17 protein-coding genes, 1 tRNA gene and 1 pseudogene are annotated in these 15,227 nt (G+C 30.6%); 12 read left to right on the forward strand and 7 right to left on the reverse strand.

Annotated elements, in window-relative coordinates; all coding sequences use genetic code 11:
* Positions 1-3: 3 nt before the first annotated feature.
* Positions 4-1,428, reverse strand: coding sequence for a glycosyltransferase family 2 protein (locus G4D72_RS10110; RefSeq protein WP_207784900.1), 1,425 nt, complete (start codon positions 1,426-1,428; stop codon positions 4-6).
* Positions 1,425-2,561, reverse strand: coding sequence for a HEAT repeat domain-containing protein (locus tag G4D72_RS10115; protein ID WP_166077577.1), 1,137 nt, complete (start codon positions 2,559-2,561; stop codon positions 1,425-1,427). The genes G4D72_RS10110 and G4D72_RS10115 overlap by 4 nt, the downstream gene beginning before the upstream one ends.
* 168 nt (positions 2,562-2,729) lie before the next feature.
* On the opposite strand from G4D72_RS10115, the gene G4D72_RS10120 reads away from it, so the two are divergent.
* Complete coding sequence (locus tag G4D72_RS10120; protein ID WP_166077578.1) at positions 2,730-4,214, forward strand: aminotransferase class V-fold PLP-dependent enzyme; 1,485 nt, start codon at positions 2,730-2,732, stop codon at positions 4,212-4,214.
* A 55-nt stretch (positions 4,215-4,269) separates the two neighbouring features.
* Here the strand turns inward: G4D72_RS10120 and G4D72_RS10125 are convergent, their stop codons facing one another.
* Entirely contained in the window at positions 4,270-5,142 is an 873-nt protein-coding gene (locus tag G4D72_RS10125; RefSeq protein ID WP_166077579.1) for a lysophospholipid acyltransferase family protein, read from the reverse strand.
* Between the two features lie 128 nt (positions 5,143-5,270).
* Here G4D72_RS10125 and G4D72_RS10130 point away from each other — a divergent pair, with 128 nt between their 5' ends.
* Complete coding sequence (locus G4D72_RS10130; RefSeq protein ID WP_166077580.1) at positions 5,271-5,909, forward strand: rhomboid family intramembrane serine protease; 639 nt, start codon at positions 5,271-5,273, stop codon at positions 5,907-5,909.
* A 46-nt stretch (positions 5,910-5,955) separates the two neighbouring features.
* A complete protein-coding gene (locus G4D72_RS10135) occupies positions 5,956-6,651 on the forward strand; it encodes an SIMPL domain-containing protein (protein WP_166077581.1) in 696 nt (231 codons plus the stop codon).
* 53 nt (positions 6,652-6,704) lie between these two features.
* Here the strand turns inward: G4D72_RS10135 and G4D72_RS10140 are convergent.
* A tRNA-Tyr gene (locus G4D72_RS10140) sits at positions 6,705-6,785 on the reverse strand.
* 164 nt (positions 6,786-6,949) lie between these two features.
* Positions 6,950-7,303: pseudogene (locus G4D72_RS10145) on the reverse strand (TlpA family protein disulfide reductase); the annotation flags it as partial.
* Between G4D72_RS10145 and G4D72_RS13425 the strand changes: the two are divergent.
* On the forward strand, positions 7,215-7,400 hold the full coding sequence (locus tag G4D72_RS13425) for a hypothetical protein (RefSeq protein WP_235922493.1): 186 nt from the start codon (positions 7,215-7,217) through the stop codon (positions 7,398-7,400). The pseudogene G4D72_RS10145 and the gene G4D72_RS13425 sit on opposite strands and share 89 nt — an antisense overlap.
* Here the strand turns inward: G4D72_RS13425 and G4D72_RS10150 are convergent.
* Positions 7,363-8,070 carry a DUF4369 domain-containing protein gene (locus G4D72_RS10150; RefSeq protein WP_166077582.1) on the reverse strand — a complete coding sequence of 236 codons (708 nt, stop codon included), beginning with the start codon at positions 8,068-8,070 and terminating at the stop codon, positions 7,363-7,365. The genes G4D72_RS13425 and G4D72_RS10150 overlap by 38 nt on opposite strands.
* Positions 8,071-8,196: 126 nt before the next feature.
* Positions 8,197-9,213: an SIMPL domain-containing protein gene (locus G4D72_RS10155; protein ID WP_166077583.1), complete on the reverse strand. Its 1,017-nt coding sequence runs from the start codon at positions 9,211-9,213 to the stop codon at positions 8,197-8,199.
* Positions 9,214-9,372: 159 nt separating this feature from the next.
* Between G4D72_RS10155 and G4D72_RS10160 the strand changes: the two genes are divergently transcribed.
* The 8 genes from G4D72_RS10160 (at position 9,373) to G4D72_RS10195 (ending at position 15,165) form a co-directional block, all read left to right on the forward strand.
* A complete protein-coding gene (locus G4D72_RS10160) occupies positions 9,373-10,266 on the forward strand; it encodes a hypothetical protein (RefSeq protein ID WP_166077584.1) in 894 nt (297 codons plus the stop codon).
* 1 nt (position 10,267) lies between these two features.
* Positions 10,268-10,870: a hypothetical protein gene (locus tag G4D72_RS10165; protein WP_166077585.1), complete on the forward strand. Its 603-nt coding sequence runs from the start codon at positions 10,268-10,270 to the stop codon at positions 10,868-10,870.
* Positions 10,871-10,898: 28 nt separating this feature from the next.
* Complete coding sequence (locus tag G4D72_RS10170) at positions 10,899-11,402, forward strand: hypothetical protein (RefSeq protein ID WP_166077586.1); 504 nt, start codon at positions 10,899-10,901, stop codon at positions 11,400-11,402.
* A complete protein-coding gene (locus G4D72_RS10175; RefSeq protein WP_166077587.1) occupies positions 11,389-11,535 on the forward strand; it encodes a hypothetical protein in 147 nt (48 codons plus the stop codon). The genes G4D72_RS10170 and G4D72_RS10175 overlap by 14 nt, the downstream gene beginning before the upstream one ends.
* Entirely contained in the window at positions 11,535-11,759 is a 225-nt protein-coding gene (locus G4D72_RS10180) for a hypothetical protein (RefSeq protein ID WP_166077588.1), read from the forward strand. Before G4D72_RS10175 ends, G4D72_RS10180 begins: the two co-directional genes overlap by 1 nt.
* The gene (locus G4D72_RS10185; protein ID WP_166077589.1) at positions 11,746-12,129 is read left to right on the forward strand and encodes a YchJ family protein; all 384 of its coding nucleotides are present in this window, start codon (positions 11,746-11,748) and stop codon (positions 12,127-12,129) included. The genes G4D72_RS10180 and G4D72_RS10185 overlap by 14 nt, the downstream gene beginning before the upstream one ends.
* 63 nt (positions 12,130-12,192) lie before the next feature.
* Positions 12,193-13,299, forward strand: coding sequence for a vWA domain-containing protein (locus tag G4D72_RS10190; RefSeq protein WP_166077590.1), 1,107 nt, complete (start codon positions 12,193-12,195; stop codon positions 13,297-13,299).
* A 399-nt stretch (positions 13,300-13,698) separates the two neighbouring features.
* Positions 13,699-15,165 carry an AAA family ATPase gene (locus tag G4D72_RS10195; RefSeq protein ID WP_166077591.1) on the forward strand — a complete coding sequence of 489 codons (1,467 nt, stop codon included), beginning with the start codon at positions 13,699-13,701 and terminating at the stop codon, positions 15,163-15,165.
* The last annotated feature ends 62 nt before the right edge of the window (positions 15,166-15,227 follow it).

Raw genomic sequence — 15,227 nt, forward strand, 5'->3', positions numbered from 1 at the left:
AAATTAGTTTGCTGTTTTAAAACCTTTACGAGACATAACACCCCATTTTTTTTCTTTTTGAAGGAAAAAATGCAAATAGCCTTTTAAAGAGGCGTAAATATTTATAGGATGATATATGAAAGGTTCGATAAAAACCATTACTATTAATTTTGCTACTTCTTTTAAGTTAGAATATTGTTTGTGAATCATTTGATCTAAAAATATAGAAATCAGCGTTATGAGTATATAAAAACAATAAACTGCAACACTAATGATAACTAAAAAAGGAATATTGATTCCAAAGAAAAAGAGATCTAAAAATATAAAAATCAATCCGACAACTTCTAAAATAGGTACTACAAATTCACAAAACACATAATATGGAAAAACTATAAGTCCAGTATTTTTATATTTCGGGTTAAAAAATAATTTTCTATGTAAGAATAGAGTTTGAATTAAACCTCGAGCCCAACGAACGCGTTGGCGTAAGAAAACTTCACCATCGCTAGGAACTTCCGTCCAACATAACGATTCTGGAATGTATTTGATTTCAAAGTCTATTTTTTTTTCATGCATGAGTTTTCTCATACGAGTTACTAATTCTAAATCTTCTCCTAACGATTTATGCCAATAGCCACCAACTTCTATGACAGTATCTTTATCAAAAATTCCTAATCCGCCTGAAACTAGAAGCAAACCATTTAATTTACTCCAAGCCATTCGGCCAAAAACAAAAGAGCGAATGTATTCTAGTTCTTGAAATCTTGCAAAGAAATTGTCAGGATAATGCGATTCGTAAAGCATGCCTTCCTTGAAGGTGCAAGAGTTAGAAATTCGTAAAGCAGCACCAGCAGCAATTACTTTTTTCTCACTTTCGATAAAAGGTTTTACTAGCATTGCTGTTGTATCTCGTCTTAATATGCAGTCTACATCCGTACAAATAAATAAGGAATATTTAGAAGAATTAATTCCAGCGTTGGAGGCATCAGCTTTACTTTTCCCATTTTCTTTATCTACAACTAAAAGTTTGTTGTAAATCGGATTTGTCGAACGATAATGTCCTTTAACTGGTTGAGTGATTATTTTTTCAATGTAAAAAAAGTCGACTTTTACCAAGCTAAATTCCGAAATTAGTTTCTCTAATGTATCATCTGTACTACCATCGTTAACTATAATAACTTCAAATCTTGGATATTCTTGTGAAAGTAAAGATTTTACATTGGAAATAATGGTAAAACCTTCATTAAAAGCAGGAGCAATAATAGATACTCCTAACGCATTATTAGATTTTATAATCACATCTTTATGCAAAAAATATTTATTGATGTAATATTTTTTAATTTCAAGAAATGAAGAAACGGCCAATATTATATATACTAAAATATAAAATAAGGAATACCAACCGAAAAATAATTCGGAACTTTTGACAATACTTTCTAATGTAATCAATTTAAATATGGGCAATTAGAGTGAGCAATCATTTTTTGTAATTCAATATTTTTCGTTTCGTCTTCAAATGTGTAAGAATTGAAAAAGGAAGCATTAGTTTTATTAATGAAATTTACAATTTCAAGTTTCAAATCTAGTTCTAAATTTTCTTCTTTTTTTAACAATATCGACAAAAAGGTTATATTTTCTGTTGTTCCGATAGTATTCAATGTTTTGATAATAGAAATTTTATTCCTCAAATTCGTCTCTGTTTTAAAATGTTGCATTAATATGTCATTAGCTTCAAACATGACAAGTTCTCTAACAGCTAAAATGGCTTCTTTTCTAACTTTGTAATTTTCTGAGGTTAACAAATAAGCAATTTGTTCCAAGGAAATGTCGTGTTTGTATCTAAATCGGACAATTAGTTTTATGGCAATTATAACAATTGAATCGTTTTTACTTTGCAACCAATTGTTAATATTCTTAGGAACAGTTGATTTTTTTCTGTAAATTATATCTAAAATTTTTACTTCATCAGCTTTTGAGATATTGTATTTATAGTTGTCTAAAACATCAAACTTTTCGTCAGACAAAGATATTAAAGCAATAATTGCATTAGATCGCAAACTCGAATTTTTACTATCTAAGAGCTTTTTAACATAACCGGTTTTTATTTTGTAACCAATGTTTTGATATTGATATAAAGCTTGAGATTTAGAATACCAACTAGAACTGTTTATCAGACGATTAGAAATTTCATCAAAACCAAAATACTTATAAATTAGTAAAATAGTATGTTCATTTGTTTCGTTTAAGTTCTCTTTGATATGAATAATTTTGTTGAGAATGTATTTTTTTAAATTAGCATTAAGTTTGTATTGTTTTTTAAACGCAGAAATTTTTTCTTTCATTTCAATTGAAGTATAGTCTGAAAAAATAAGATCTGTTAAAAAGGAATTTGTGTCGTTTTCTATTACCTCTAAATTATGTTCGTTTTTATCTGCTGAATAACGGGTATATAATAGTGAGAATATGATTAGTATTACAAACAAAACGATTAATGGGATAAAAAAGTACAATAAGAAAAAGTAGATGCTTTCTGCACTAAATGAAATTAAAAAAAAAGATATGAGTAATTTATTGTAAATCATATTATATTTTAACTTATTGTTTTAAAAATTAGTTTTTTTTAATGGTTTTTAAAAATAAATTCAAATGTAGTTTATTTTAACAAAATTGAACTGCTAAATTTTATAAATACGTAAAATTTTATTTTTAGGATGTAAAAAAAGCCGTAATTTTGAAAAAATTATTAAGTAATGAATGCAACTTCAACAATTACCGAATTAGAGACTTATTTTCAGCAATTTAGAAAAGGAATCATTGGTGTAAATCAAAGTTTTGTATCGCCTTTTGGGCCACAAAAAATTATTTACACAGATTGGACTGCAAGTGGAAGGTTATATCAACCAATTGAAGACAAATTGCTAAATTCTTTCGGACCATTTGTTGCTAACACACATACTGAAACTTCTATAACAGGTACGGCGATGACAATGGCTTATCATGAAGCCAGAAACATTATAAAAAAACATGTTAACGCCAATGAAAATGATGTTTTAATTACCGACGGAACCGGAATGACAGGTGTTGTGAATAAATTACAACGAATTTTAGGTTTACGAATTCCTGAAAATTTAAAAGAATATACAACAATTCCAAAAGAAATTAAACCTATCGTTTTTATTTCTCATATGGAACATCACTCCAATCAAACTTCTTGGTTAGAAACTATTGCAGATGTAGTTGTTATTCCTGCAAACGATGAAGGTTTGTTTTGTTTGGATAAATTTACAGCTTTAGTGAATCAATATAAAGATAGAAGTTTTAAAATTGCTTCCATCACATCTTGTTCCAACGTAACGGGAATTAGAACTCCTTATCATGAAGTTGCCAAAATTATGCACCAAAACAATGGCGTGTGTTTTGTAGATTTTGCTTGTTCTGGGCCTTATGTAGATATTAACATGCACCCAAATGATGAAGAGGCTTATTTAGATGCAATTTTCTTTTCGCCACATAAATTTTTGGGCGGACCAGGAACTTGTGGTGTAATGGTGTTTAATAAAGAATTATACAAAAATAATGTTCCTGATTGTCCTGGTGGTGGAACTGTAAGTTGGACAAATCCTTGGGGAGAACATCAATATATCGACAATATTGAAGATAGAGAAGATGGTGGAACACCTGGTTTCTTACAAGTTATAAAAGCAGCACTTGCTGTTCAATTGAAAGACGAAATGGGTGTGAAAAATATTTTAGACAGAGAACACGAGTTAGTAGACTATATTTTTGAACGCTTAAGTCCAATTGAAAATATTACTATTTTAGCCGCACCACATACAGACAGATTGGGCGTTATTTCATTTTATATAACCGATTTACATTTTAATTTAGGTGTGAAACTATTAAATGATAAATTCGGAATTCAAGTTCGTGGAGGCTGCAGTTGCGCTGGAACTTACGGACATTATTTACTAAATGTAAACCAAGAAACTTCCAATTCTATTACTTGTAGTATCAATGAAGGGGATTTAACCAACAAACCAGGTTGGATTCGAATGTCAATTCATCCAACAACTACGTCTGATGAAATTCAAATGGTATGCGATGCAATTATCGATTTAGCAGAAAACTTTACCATTTGGCAAGATGATTATGTATATAATCCAGCAAAAAACGATTTTAATCATAAAAATGATGCGCGACCAGAAGTTGCCATGGTGAAGAGTTGGTTCTTGTAAAGTAAGCAGTCGCAGTATTCAGTCTCAGTGTTTTACTGAATACTGCAACTGTACACTATCTCATATGTTTCCATCGTTTATGTGTCCACAAATAGTATTCTGGGGCTTCGTAAATTTGTTCCTCTACTAATTTTAAGAAATTATCTGTGATTTGATAATTTGGAAAATCTTTTGCGTTTCCGTCTGAAAGCACTTCAAAGCTAGCTTCGTAAAAGCCTCTTTTTATTTTCTTTGTTTTTAAGAAAATCACATTCATGTCATATTTTTTAGCTAACATTTCACCACCCGTATGCACAGGAACTTCTATACCCATAAATTTTTGCCAATGATGGGTAGCACTTAATTTTGGAGATTGATCACTAACTAAACCATATAAGCTGAATTTTTTACTTCTAAAATTAGTAGCCATGGTAGGAATTGTCTCTTTGCTATCTATAAGTTGACTTTCAAATTTCGAGCGGATTCTTCTCACTAATTTGTCAAAATACGGATTGGCCAATTGTTTATATACGCCATATCCCACAAAATTAATATGATAGTTCAATGAAACTGCCCATTCGTAACTGGCATAATGCGCACACAACAAAGCAATGCTTTTTTCTTTTTTCTCTAATTCATGATACACTTCCATATTTTTAAAAACATATCTTTTTTCTATTTCTTTTCTTGAAATAGACAACGTCTTTGCCATTTCTAAAAACATATCACACAAATGCACATAAAATTTTCGTTCTATTTCTTTGCGTTCATTGTCTGATAAATGAGGTAAGGCAAGTGCTATATTACTTCTAACAACTTTTTTTCTGTATTTAATAATTCTGTAAACCAGAAAAAAAATAAAATCTGATAATACATATAAAACAGGAAAAGGAAGTATTGATATAACCCAAATTATTGGATAAATTAGAATATATAAGAGTAACTGCATGTATCTTTTTTTGCAAATATACATGTTTTGTTATTGCAACTGTTAACTTTTTAAGTTTTGGTTAACATTTCATTTTTTCTTACAATTTTGAATAATTGTCATATCTTTATAGTCATAATTTTTATACGATGAATTCAATTCCAACAATTATTATTGCCGTTACCGCTTTGGTAACATACGCAGGTTTGTCTGATTTTTCTTTTTTTGAAAAATATAAATTCAACATTTCAGCTGTAAAATACGGACAACAATACCGCATGTTAACGTCTGGCTTTTTACATGCAGATTGGTTTCATTTTATATTCAATATGTATAGTTTTTGGACATTCGCTAATTTTTTAACTCGTGAATTTAATACCATGAATTTTCTTCTAATTTATTTTGGAAGTATGCTTTTGGGAAGTTTATTAACTTATTACATTCATAAAAACGAATCGTATTATTCTGCAGTAGGAGCATCTGGTGCAGTAACAGGTATCATTTTTTGTGCTATTTTATTGTATCCTGAAATTGAATTATTATTGTTTTTTGCCATTCCAATTCCAGGATTTTTATTTGCGGTTTTATATTTAGGATATTCCATTTATGGAATGAAAGGACGCTTTGACAATATTGGACATACAGCTCACTTAGGTGGTGCGATTGGTGGACTAGTACTTACTTTATTTCTAAGACCAGATTTGTTTGAAAGTAGGGTATTGTTTATTGGTATTTTATTAATTCCAATTGCCGTTTTAATATATTTAGTTAAGATGAAAAAAATATAACTGGCATACTATTTGACATACTATATTAAACTAAAAACAAATCAAAATGAAAAAAGTACTTTTATTATTAACATTAGTTACAACAATGCATGTTATGGGTCAAGAGCAACACAAATTAGTGCCTCAAATTTCAATTTCTGGTGAAGGGAAAATAAAAGTTACACCAGATATAGCCGTGATACAATTAGGCATACAAAACAATGGTAAAGATGCTAAAGAAGTAAAAACACTTAACGATATTACTATTGAAAAAGTAATTAAATATATTAAGAAGTTCAACATTCCAACTTCCGATTATCAAACGGCTCAAATGAGTTTGTATAAAAATTACGATTACGAAAAAAAGAAGCATTCTTATCAAGCGAATCAAACCATTTCTGTAACGTTAAAAGACATTTCAAAGTATGATGCTTTTATGATGGATGTAATGGAAACTGGAATTAACGTTATCAATGGAGTGGAGTTGAAGTCTTCTAAAATGGAAACTTATGAAACAGAAGCTAGAAAAAAAGCTATTTTAAATGCGAAGAAAAAAGCAGAAGATTACGTTTCAGTATTACCAGGTCAGAAAGTTGGAAAAGCGATTTTAATATCTGATAATTCATACACCAATTTTCCTCAACCTGTTTTTATGGCAAAAGGCATGATGGCTGAATCTGCAGATGCAATGCCCAGAGAAACGCTAGCAATAGGAGAAATTGAAATAATTTGTACGGTTACCGTAAGTTTTGGTTTGGAGTAATAATCAGTATAGTTTAATAAAAAAAGCACTTCAGTTGAAGTGCTTTTTTTTTGTGGGGAGAGCAGGATTCGAACCTGCGAAGTTTTCACAGCAGATTTACAGTCTGCCCTCGTTGGCCGCTTGAGTATCTCCCCATGGCCATAATTCGAATGCAAATATAGGATTGTTTTTTAGAGTTGCAAACTTATTTTAAAGGAAAATGTAAATTATTTTCTAACTTTCTGAAAATTAAAAGTATAAAAAAATCCCATTTTGTAAATACATACAAAATGGGATTACTTTTAAATTGCTTTAAGTATTATTTTACGCCTAATAGTTCTTTTACTTTTGCTTTTAGTTCATCACCTCTAAGGTTTTTGGCTACAATATTACCATTTGCATCTAAAATAAAAGTAGCAGGAATTCCATCTACTTTATAAGTTAAAGCTATTGGCTCTTCCCATTTTTTTAAGTTGGAAACATGTGTCCAAGTTAATTTGTCTTTCGCAATTGCTTTTTTCCAACTTTCTAAATCATCATCTAATGAAACACCAATTATGTTTAAACCTTTAGCATGAAACTCATTGTATAAAGCAACTACATTTGGGTTTTCCGCTCTACAAGGTCCGCACCAAGAAGCCCAAAAATCTATAATGGTAACTTTTCCTAAAGATTCTTTTAAGCTAACAGTTTTTCCATCAGGAGTTTTAGCTGAAAAATCTGGTGCTTTGGTTACTTTATCGGCTTTTTTTTTTCAGCAGTTGGATTAATAACTTTGTTAATTCTGACTCCAGATTTAGAATTTCTCAATTCTTCTGAAAATTTGTTAAAATCTGTTTTTGCTTCATTTGTAGGCATATTTCCTCTTGTAGCAAAGTTCTCTAAAATGATTAAAGCAATAAAGTTTTTATTTTCTTTAATATAGTTTTTAGGAAAATCAGATAATTTTTTTTGAATACTTTGGATTTCAGTTGTTAGTTTCTGAATCGTAGCTTGATCATTATTTGTTGTAGCCTGAATGTAAGCTTGCTGATTTTTAGTACCGAAATCATTTAACTCTTTGTTTAATTTATTTACATCGTCGTTAAATTTTTGTAAATCATCATTATTTTCAGTTCCTGAAACTTTAGGATTAAATAAAGAATCTTTATTAATCTTTACATTAATTGCACCGTTTTCCAAAACAAATGGAAACATACAATTAATAGCGGGAATTTTAATAAAAGCAATATCTAAAGAGTCTGCTTTACCTTTAAAAGTAAATTTTCCGTCTTTAATTTTTACAGAATCAATAGCTTTTGGTTTGTCACCATTTTGTATTTCAATATATGCATATTCTGTTCCTTTATGGTTTTTAATTTCTCCTGAAATTGTGTAATCTTCTTTTTTACAAGACACTATAAAAGTAGCTACTAACAGTGTAATTAGAATTTTCTTCATTTTTTGTTTAATTAATTAAATTTTTCACAAATGTAGTACTTTTTTATGACTTATAAAATCTGCTTTAACGTTACACCTTCACATAAATTTTAATCTAATATATGTGAAGGGAATTATTAAAATACTTTACAGCGCTAAAGGTTTAATATCACCATTTGCTGTAATAATGTAATACCTGTTATTTCTAATAATTGTGTTTTTTGGAAGTTGGTCTTCTCGTAATTTTATTCTTATCGTTAAATCGTAAAATAGTTGAATGGTAGGCTCGGTAATGTCGGCATTTACAACAAAAGTGTGCGATTTAGCCAATGCAGCATCATAAAATTGCGTACTGTTTTTTCTGATGTTATTTACTTGACTATCAGGAGAAAAATTAGTAGCAGCCTGACTGTAAGCCGTATAAGCTTTATAACTTTCCATCGGATATAAAGTCGTGTAGCCTTCCACTAATGTTTTTTCTTTTTTAAACAAATCGGTATTCATAATGGCTGAATAATTGGTTAGCATTTGTTTGTATTCCTCAGATGCTTTTAGTTGTAAAACATCTCTAATATGATCTAAATTACTGGTTACATAATCTACTTTTGCTAAATCATAAATTTCTTGTTTCGCACAAACACTCATAATTTTATTCAAATCGTTGGTGTTTTTAAATTTTATGATTAAATTCTTTTTCAATTCAAATCCACTTGGTTTTTCGTTATAGGTTTTCGGATTAAAAATTTTCTTTGTCACTTCATAATCATACATCGGAACAAATGAAATCATATCAATTATCACCTCAATTTCGGCATTAAATGTTTTTAATTGATTCATTACAGCTTCTAATCTTTCATCCATTAAATCTGTAACTTCTTCTGCAGTTTTTCCAACTTGTAACACACTAAAAACAGCTTTTTGGCAAGTGGCTTTTTCGTTGTAAATGCCTTTTATAGTAATCACCATTTCACTATCATTACTGTAAGAAGTTTGAATAGTTGGAACATCTCGATTTTGATATTGATTCGGATTTTGATAATTGTAATTGCCGCTAACTTGTTTTTTGGCTAGATCTTCTTGGTTGACATTTCCCGAATGTTGTGCGAATAGCGAAGCACTTCCAACTAATATTGTTGTTACTAAAAGCGTGTTTAAATTTTTCATAATATTTCGTTTTTAAAGTTTAACAAGGCAAACTTAAATCAAGCCAAAAATTTTTATTTAGAAAAACCACTGTGTACTGATTGTAAAGTATTTTCAGTACATTTACAGCAGTTTTACAGTAAGAAAATAACCAGAAATACTACTTTTGAAAAGCTATTTATGACAGATTTAGAAATTTTTTACCAACTTAAAAAAAGTGTTTTGGAACAGTACCAAAATAGCTATCCGTATTTTAACGGAAGTTGGAAAAGTTTCAGTTCGCAAGATATTTTAAATTTAATTGATGCGATTCAACTTAAAACCAAGCAAACGGTTTCTGAAAAGTGGATTTACACTCATTTGAAACCAGAAACCAATGAAAAATTACCTCGAAAAGATATGTTAGATATTTTGAGTGTGTTTGTTGGAAAATCGAATTGGGATGAGTTTAAGTTTTTATACGATTCAAAGAGCAATAGTAGTAAAAGTGTAGGTAATTCAAAAAAGAAATATAGAATTTTAGTCTTATTAGGTAGTGTTTTACTTCTCGTATTTTTCATTTGGAAGTGGCTTTCAAAAGAAGAACAAAAACTAGAATTTCAAAATAGTTTCACCAAAGATTCTATCGCAAAAGAAGATGTAAAAGCTTACATAATTGATGATTCTGTGGAACAACCGATCGATTTGAAAAACAAAGATTTGAATCTAGAGAAAGGTACGAAAATCGTAATAAAAAGTCCGCTTTACAAGTCGAAAGAAGTAGTCATAACCACAAATGAACCACTGGCGCGAGTTGAATTAAATCCGAATGATTACGCCATGATGTTGAAAGCTTTTATGAAAAGTGATATCAAAGATTGGCAAACTAGAAAAGAACAGTTGAATAAAATTTTGTCGGATAATTTGGAAGTGATGATTATGTTGTCTAACGATTTAGGTGCAGAATATTTTAATAAAACCGAATTTGCTCAAAAAGTAATTCTGCCTTCACCATCTTTAAAAAAATTAAAGATTGTAGAGTTGCAACAAGATCAAAATAATAAAATATCGTTTTTACGATTAACTCAGGAGTAATATGAAGCATTTACTATATCTTTTTTTCTTAATTCCATTTTTTGCAATTGGACAAAGTGTGGGAAAAACAACTTCTGAAAAAGAAGAAGTTTCCGTTGAAAAAACAACTATGCAAAAGAAGGAACAGGCTAAGAACACTCTTGCGTCTTCCATTTCTGCTAACTTTACTTCAAAAGTTATAACAGCGTATGCGCAGCAAAGTGAACAATTAATAGCCGATTTTTATGCCTTTTTGTCTTTATATAATGAAGCAGAAACTATCGATTTACAGAAAGAATTAGATGCATCAATAAAGCAAATGTTTCTTTCTGATAAAGTTATAATTGAAGATGTAATTAAGGGTTCTAATACGAAAATTTCACTTTTGCAATTGCTTCAATATTGTAAAGAAAACAGCTGTGTAATTACTGTGAAAAATATTAAAAATTCGGCAGTAAGCCATTCAAATTTCGATGTAAAATATGAGTTGCTAGTTACTAATCAATCTGTAACTAAAACATATAATTTATCTCAAAAAGTATATTTATTTCCAACAGTAAAGCAGTTTGGCGAAACACAAAAGCAGGTTTGGGATTTAAAATTAGGAGAAATTAATGTACAATAGATACAATTTTCATAAACATACGTTTTGTTTGTTTCAACAAGTAGAAAGTGCTTCTTTATCCGATTTAAAACTTAGTTATAAAAGTGCTTCGGGTAGCGAATACTATTTCACTGAAATCGGCGTGTATCGAAAATCAAATCATTGGGGAAGAGCAGCCAATTGTCGTTGGAGATTGCTTGTAAATTCTGCCTATAAAAATCAAACTGAAATTATCGGATTTGCAAAATGGACCGATTTTTATCCGAACAACGAAACCGATAAATGGTTTTATATTGAAGTAGATATTGCAAATAAAGATGTACATTTTAACCACAAAAACAATCCAAAATATTGCAATCAAATTGTAAGAAATGCATCCGAAACAGCTAAAAGAATAAAAGAGATTAAAGAAGTTTTACAAAACGATTCTTGGGCAAAATATTTAGATTTTGATGATTACGAAGAAATAAAAGGTAAAATGCTAGACAAATTAACCAATACCAATGAAAGTTTCGTAAATTTGCGTAAAATTATACAAGATGGGAAGAAATAACGCCGTTAACAAAGACAAGCATAAAAAGCAATTAGACAATCATTTGAAGAAAATTCAGAAGACCAAACAAACTTCTGCAGCCAAAAAAGCATCCATTTTAGAACAATACAAGCAATCGCTTAAAAACACATAATGTTTACACAACAAATAGTAAATTTAAAACCTAAAGTTCAGACAATCATAGATTTAATAGTTAAGAAAGATCGTGTGAATGCGGCTTTTACTTGGCATGATGTGGCTAAAGAAGTGGATGAATTACTAGATGTTGTGGTGCTAGATGAACATTTAATCGAGTTGGGTAAGTACCAAGCTTTACTTCAACATTTATGGCTTAAAATTTCAAATGACAAACAGTAAATCTTGTCCTTGTGGCAGTTCTTTCTCATTGCAAAGTTGCTGTTCTCTATACATTTATGATGGGGAATTAGTACCAACTGCCGAAAAATTAATGCGTTCAAGATATACAGCTTATTGTTTACATCAAGCGGATTACTTGTATGAAACTACACATGTTTCTCAAAGAAAATACACCAATAAATCGGATATTCTAGCTTGGGCCAAACAAAACACTTGGCAAAAGTTAGAAATACTACATTTTTCTGAAAATTCAGTAGAGTTTAAAGCTTTTTATATAGACGAAACTGGCACAGAACAAGTGCATCATGAAAAATCTACTTTTATCAATTTTCAAGAGCATTGGTATTATGTAGACGGAAAATTCTTTTAGATTTAACTTAAAATTAGTATTCGTTTTTCTTCTTTTTATTGCTTTTTCTTGTACTTTTAAAGTATGAAAAAAGGATTCTATTTTAAAACCTACGAAAAACCATTTAAAACACCTTTTGAGGTGCTTTTTGGTATTTTTAAAGAATTGATTGTTCACACTTCTGGCGATTTCGATGAAGCTATCGATTGGTTACGTGAATTAGATAAAGAATACAAACTCACAACACCAGAATATACCATTGACGATTTTATAGACGATTTAAAACGAAAAGGTTTCATTCGTGAAGAAATTACTGCTGATGGTTCTGGTGAAACAACCATTACTTCTAAAACAGAACGTTTGATCAGGCAAGCTGCATTAGATCAAATATTTGGTAATTTAAACAAATCGGGTAGTGGCAATCATAAAACCAAACAAGTTGGCGGTGGCGATGAATTAACCGGTGAATTCCGTAGTTATCATTTTGGAGACGCTTTAGATAAAATTTCTTTAACTGAAAGTTTAAAAAATGCCCAAATTAATAACGGAATCGGCGATTTCCAATTAACAGAAAACGATTTAATCATTGAAGATACACATTACAAATCGCAAATGAGTACGGTGTTAATGATTGATATTTCGCACAGTATGATTTTATATGGTGAAGATCGTATCACACCTGCTAAAAAAGTTGCGATGGCTTTAGCCGAATTAATCACAACGCGCTATCCCAAAGACACTATCGATATTTTAGTTTTTGGGAATGATGCTTGGCCGATTTCTATCAAAGAATTACCGTTTTTAAAAGTCGGACCGTATCATACCAATACAGTAGCGGGTTTGCAATTGGCGATGGATATGCTAAGAAGAAAACGAAATACCAACAAACAAATTTTCATGATTACCGATGGTAAACCAAGTTGTGTGCGAGAAAAAGACGGCTCGTATTACATGAATAGTAATGGTTTAGATCAATATATTGTGGAAAAATGCTACACACAAGCGGCTCAAGCTAGAAAATTACATATTCCAATAACGACTTTCATGATTGCTAACGATCCGTATTTACAACAATTTGTAGATAAATTCACAGAAGCCAATCAAGGAAAAGCTTTTTATACTGGTTTGAAAGGTTTAGGAGAAATGATTTTTCAGGATTATGAAGCGAACAGAAAGAAGAAATTGAAATAAAGAGCCAGGTAAAAAGAGCCAAGTTAAAAGAGCCAAGTTAAAAGAGCCAGGTAAAAAGAGCCAAGTTAAAAGAGCCAAGTTAAAAGAGCAAGTTAAAAGAGCCAAGTTAAAAGAGCCAGGTAAAAAGAGCCAAGTTAAAAGAGCCAAGTTAAAAGAGCAAGTAAAAAGAGCCAAGTTAAAAGAGCCAAGTTAAAAGAGCAAGTAAAAAGAGCCAAGTAAAAAGAGCCAAGTAAAAAGAGCCAAGTAAAAAGAGCCAAGTTAAAAGAGCCAAGTTAAAAGAGCAAGTAAAAAGAGCCAAGTAAAAAGAGCCAGGTAAAAAGAGCCAAGTAAAAGGAGCTAAGTAAAAAGTTAAAAGATTGAAGTAAGGTTGACGAAAGTCTAAAAAAAATAAAATAAAAAATGGACATAAAAAAGATAAATACTTTAGGGGATTTGATAGCTTCTGGTTATCAATCTAAAAATATTAAAGACGAGTTACGTACGAATTTGCGACATAAATTATTAGCCAAACAGCCTACATTTACTGGTGTTCACGGTTTTGAAAATTCGGTGATTCCAGAATTGGAACGTGCTATCTTATCTCGACATAATATTAATTTGTTAGGATTACGTGGTCAAGCGAAAACCCGATTGGCTCGTAAAATGGTCGAACTTTTAGATGAATACATTCCTTATGTAACGGGTTCAGAAATCAACGATGATCCGCTTCACCCGATTTCTCGTTTTGCACACGACTTAATTGCAGAAAAAGGAAACGATACCCCCATTTCTTGGCTTCACAGAAGTGAACGTTTCTTTGAGAAATTAGCGACTCCAGATGTAACTGTGGCTGATTTGATTGGTGATGTAGATCCGATTAAAGCTGCGAATTTAAAATTGTCGTATGCTGATGAACGAGTAATTCATTTCGGTATGATTCCGCGTGCTAACCGATGTATTTTTGTAATTAACGAATTACCTGATTTACAAGCTCGAATTCAAGTAGCATTGTTTAATATTTTACAAGAAGGCGACATTCAAATTCGCGGTTTTAAATTAAGAATGCCTTTAGATTTACAATTTATTTTTACTGCCAATCCAGAAGATTATACCAATCGTGGAAGTATTGTGACACCTTTAAAAGATCGAATTGGTTCGCAAATTCTAACACATTATCCAGAAACGATTGAAATTGCCAAAACAATTACACATCAGGAAGCCAAACTTGATGAAAACCAGTCGTCTCTTGTTTATGTGCCGAATTTAGCAAAAGATTTATTAGAACAAGTAGGTTTTGAAGCTAGAGAATCAGAATATATTGATGCAAAAAGTGGTGTTTCTGCCAGAATGAGCATCACCGCATTTGAAAATTTAATTAGTACTGCCGAAAGAAGAGCTTTGCAAAATGGTGAAGCAAAAACAACCGTTCGTTTGTCTGATTTCTTAGGAATAATTCCAGCTATTACTGGGAAAGTAGAATTGGTTTATGAAGGCGAGCAAGAAGGAGCTGGAGTTGTGGCACAATATTTAATTGCCAATGCCATTCATACTTTTTTACCTGCATATTTCCCTAAAATTGAAAAATTAGAAAAGCAAAATGAAGCAACACCTTATACTGAAATTACCGAATGGTTTTTCAATGAATCTGGTTTCGAGCTCACAGATGATTGTTCAGATGAAGACTACAAAAAGATTTTAGATGAAGTAACACCGCTAGATCATTTAATAGAGAAATATCAGCCAGAAACTTCAAATTCTGATAAGTATTTCTTAAAAGAATTTATACTTTGGGCTTTAGTAGAATACAATAAATTATCGAAAGAAAGAACGCAAGACGGATTTCAATTTAAAGATCCGTATGCTAAATTTATAAGTAGATTGTCCTAATCGTTTCAAAATAAAAAATCCGTCAAGAAATAAATCATGACGGATTTTTTTTATCAGTTTGA

This window comes from Flavobacterium difficile (assembly GCF_011392115.1).
Classification (GTDB): Bacteria; Bacteroidota; Bacteroidia; order Flavobacteriales; family Flavobacteriaceae; genus Flavobacterium; species Flavobacterium difficile.

What these genes read in the sequence shown, in the direction of transcription:
- G4D72_RS10115 (WP_166077577.1), bottom strand. Translation starts at nt 2,561, where the DNA reads ATGATTTACAATAAATTACTCATATCTTTTTTTTTAATTTCATTTAGT.
- G4D72_RS10120 (WP_166077578.1), top strand. Translation starts at nt 2,730, where the DNA reads ATGAATGCAACTTCAACAATTACCGAATTAGAGACTTATTTTCAGCAA.
- G4D72_RS10125 (WP_166077579.1), bottom strand. Translation starts at nt 5,142, where the DNA reads ATGCAGTTACTCTTATATATTCTAATTTATCCAATAATTTGGGTTATA.
- G4D72_RS10130 (WP_166077580.1), top strand. Translation starts at nt 5,271, where the DNA reads ATGAATTCAATTCCAACAATTATTATTGCCGTTACCGCTTTGGTAACA.
- G4D72_RS10135 (WP_166077581.1), top strand. Translation starts at nt 5,956, where the DNA reads ATGAAAAAAGTACTTTTATTATTAACATTAGTTACAACAATGCATGTT.
- G4D72_RS10150 (WP_166077582.1), bottom strand. Translation starts at nt 8,070, where the DNA reads ATGAAGAAAATTCTAATTACACTGTTAGTAGCTACTTTTATAGTGTCT.
- G4D72_RS10155 (WP_166077583.1), bottom strand. Translation starts at nt 9,213, where the DNA reads ATGAAAAATTTAAACACGCTTTTAGTAACAACAATATTAGTTGGAAGT.
- G4D72_RS10160 (WP_166077584.1), top strand. Translation starts at nt 9,373, where the DNA reads ATGACAGATTTAGAAATTTTTTACCAACTTAAAAAAAGTGTTTTGGAA.
- G4D72_RS10165 (WP_166077585.1), top strand. Translation starts at nt 10,268, where the DNA reads ATGAAGCATTTACTATATCTTTTTTTCTTAATTCCATTTTTTGCAATT.
- G4D72_RS10175 (WP_166077587.1), top strand. Translation starts at nt 11,389, where the DNA reads ATGGGAAGAAATAACGCCGTTAACAAAGACAAGCATAAAAAGCAATTA.
- G4D72_RS10180 (WP_166077588.1), top strand. Translation starts at nt 11,535, where the DNA reads ATGTTTACACAACAAATAGTAAATTTAAAACCTAAAGTTCAGACAATC.
- G4D72_RS10185 (WP_166077589.1), top strand. Translation starts at nt 11,746, where the DNA reads ATGACAAACAGTAAATCTTGTCCTTGTGGCAGTTCTTTCTCATTGCAA.
- G4D72_RS10190 (WP_166077590.1), top strand. Translation starts at nt 12,193, where the DNA reads ATGAAAAAAGGATTCTATTTTAAAACCTACGAAAAACCATTTAAAACA.
- G4D72_RS10195 (WP_166077591.1), top strand. Translation starts at nt 13,699, where the DNA reads ATGGACATAAAAAAGATAAATACTTTAGGGGATTTGATAGCTTCTGGT.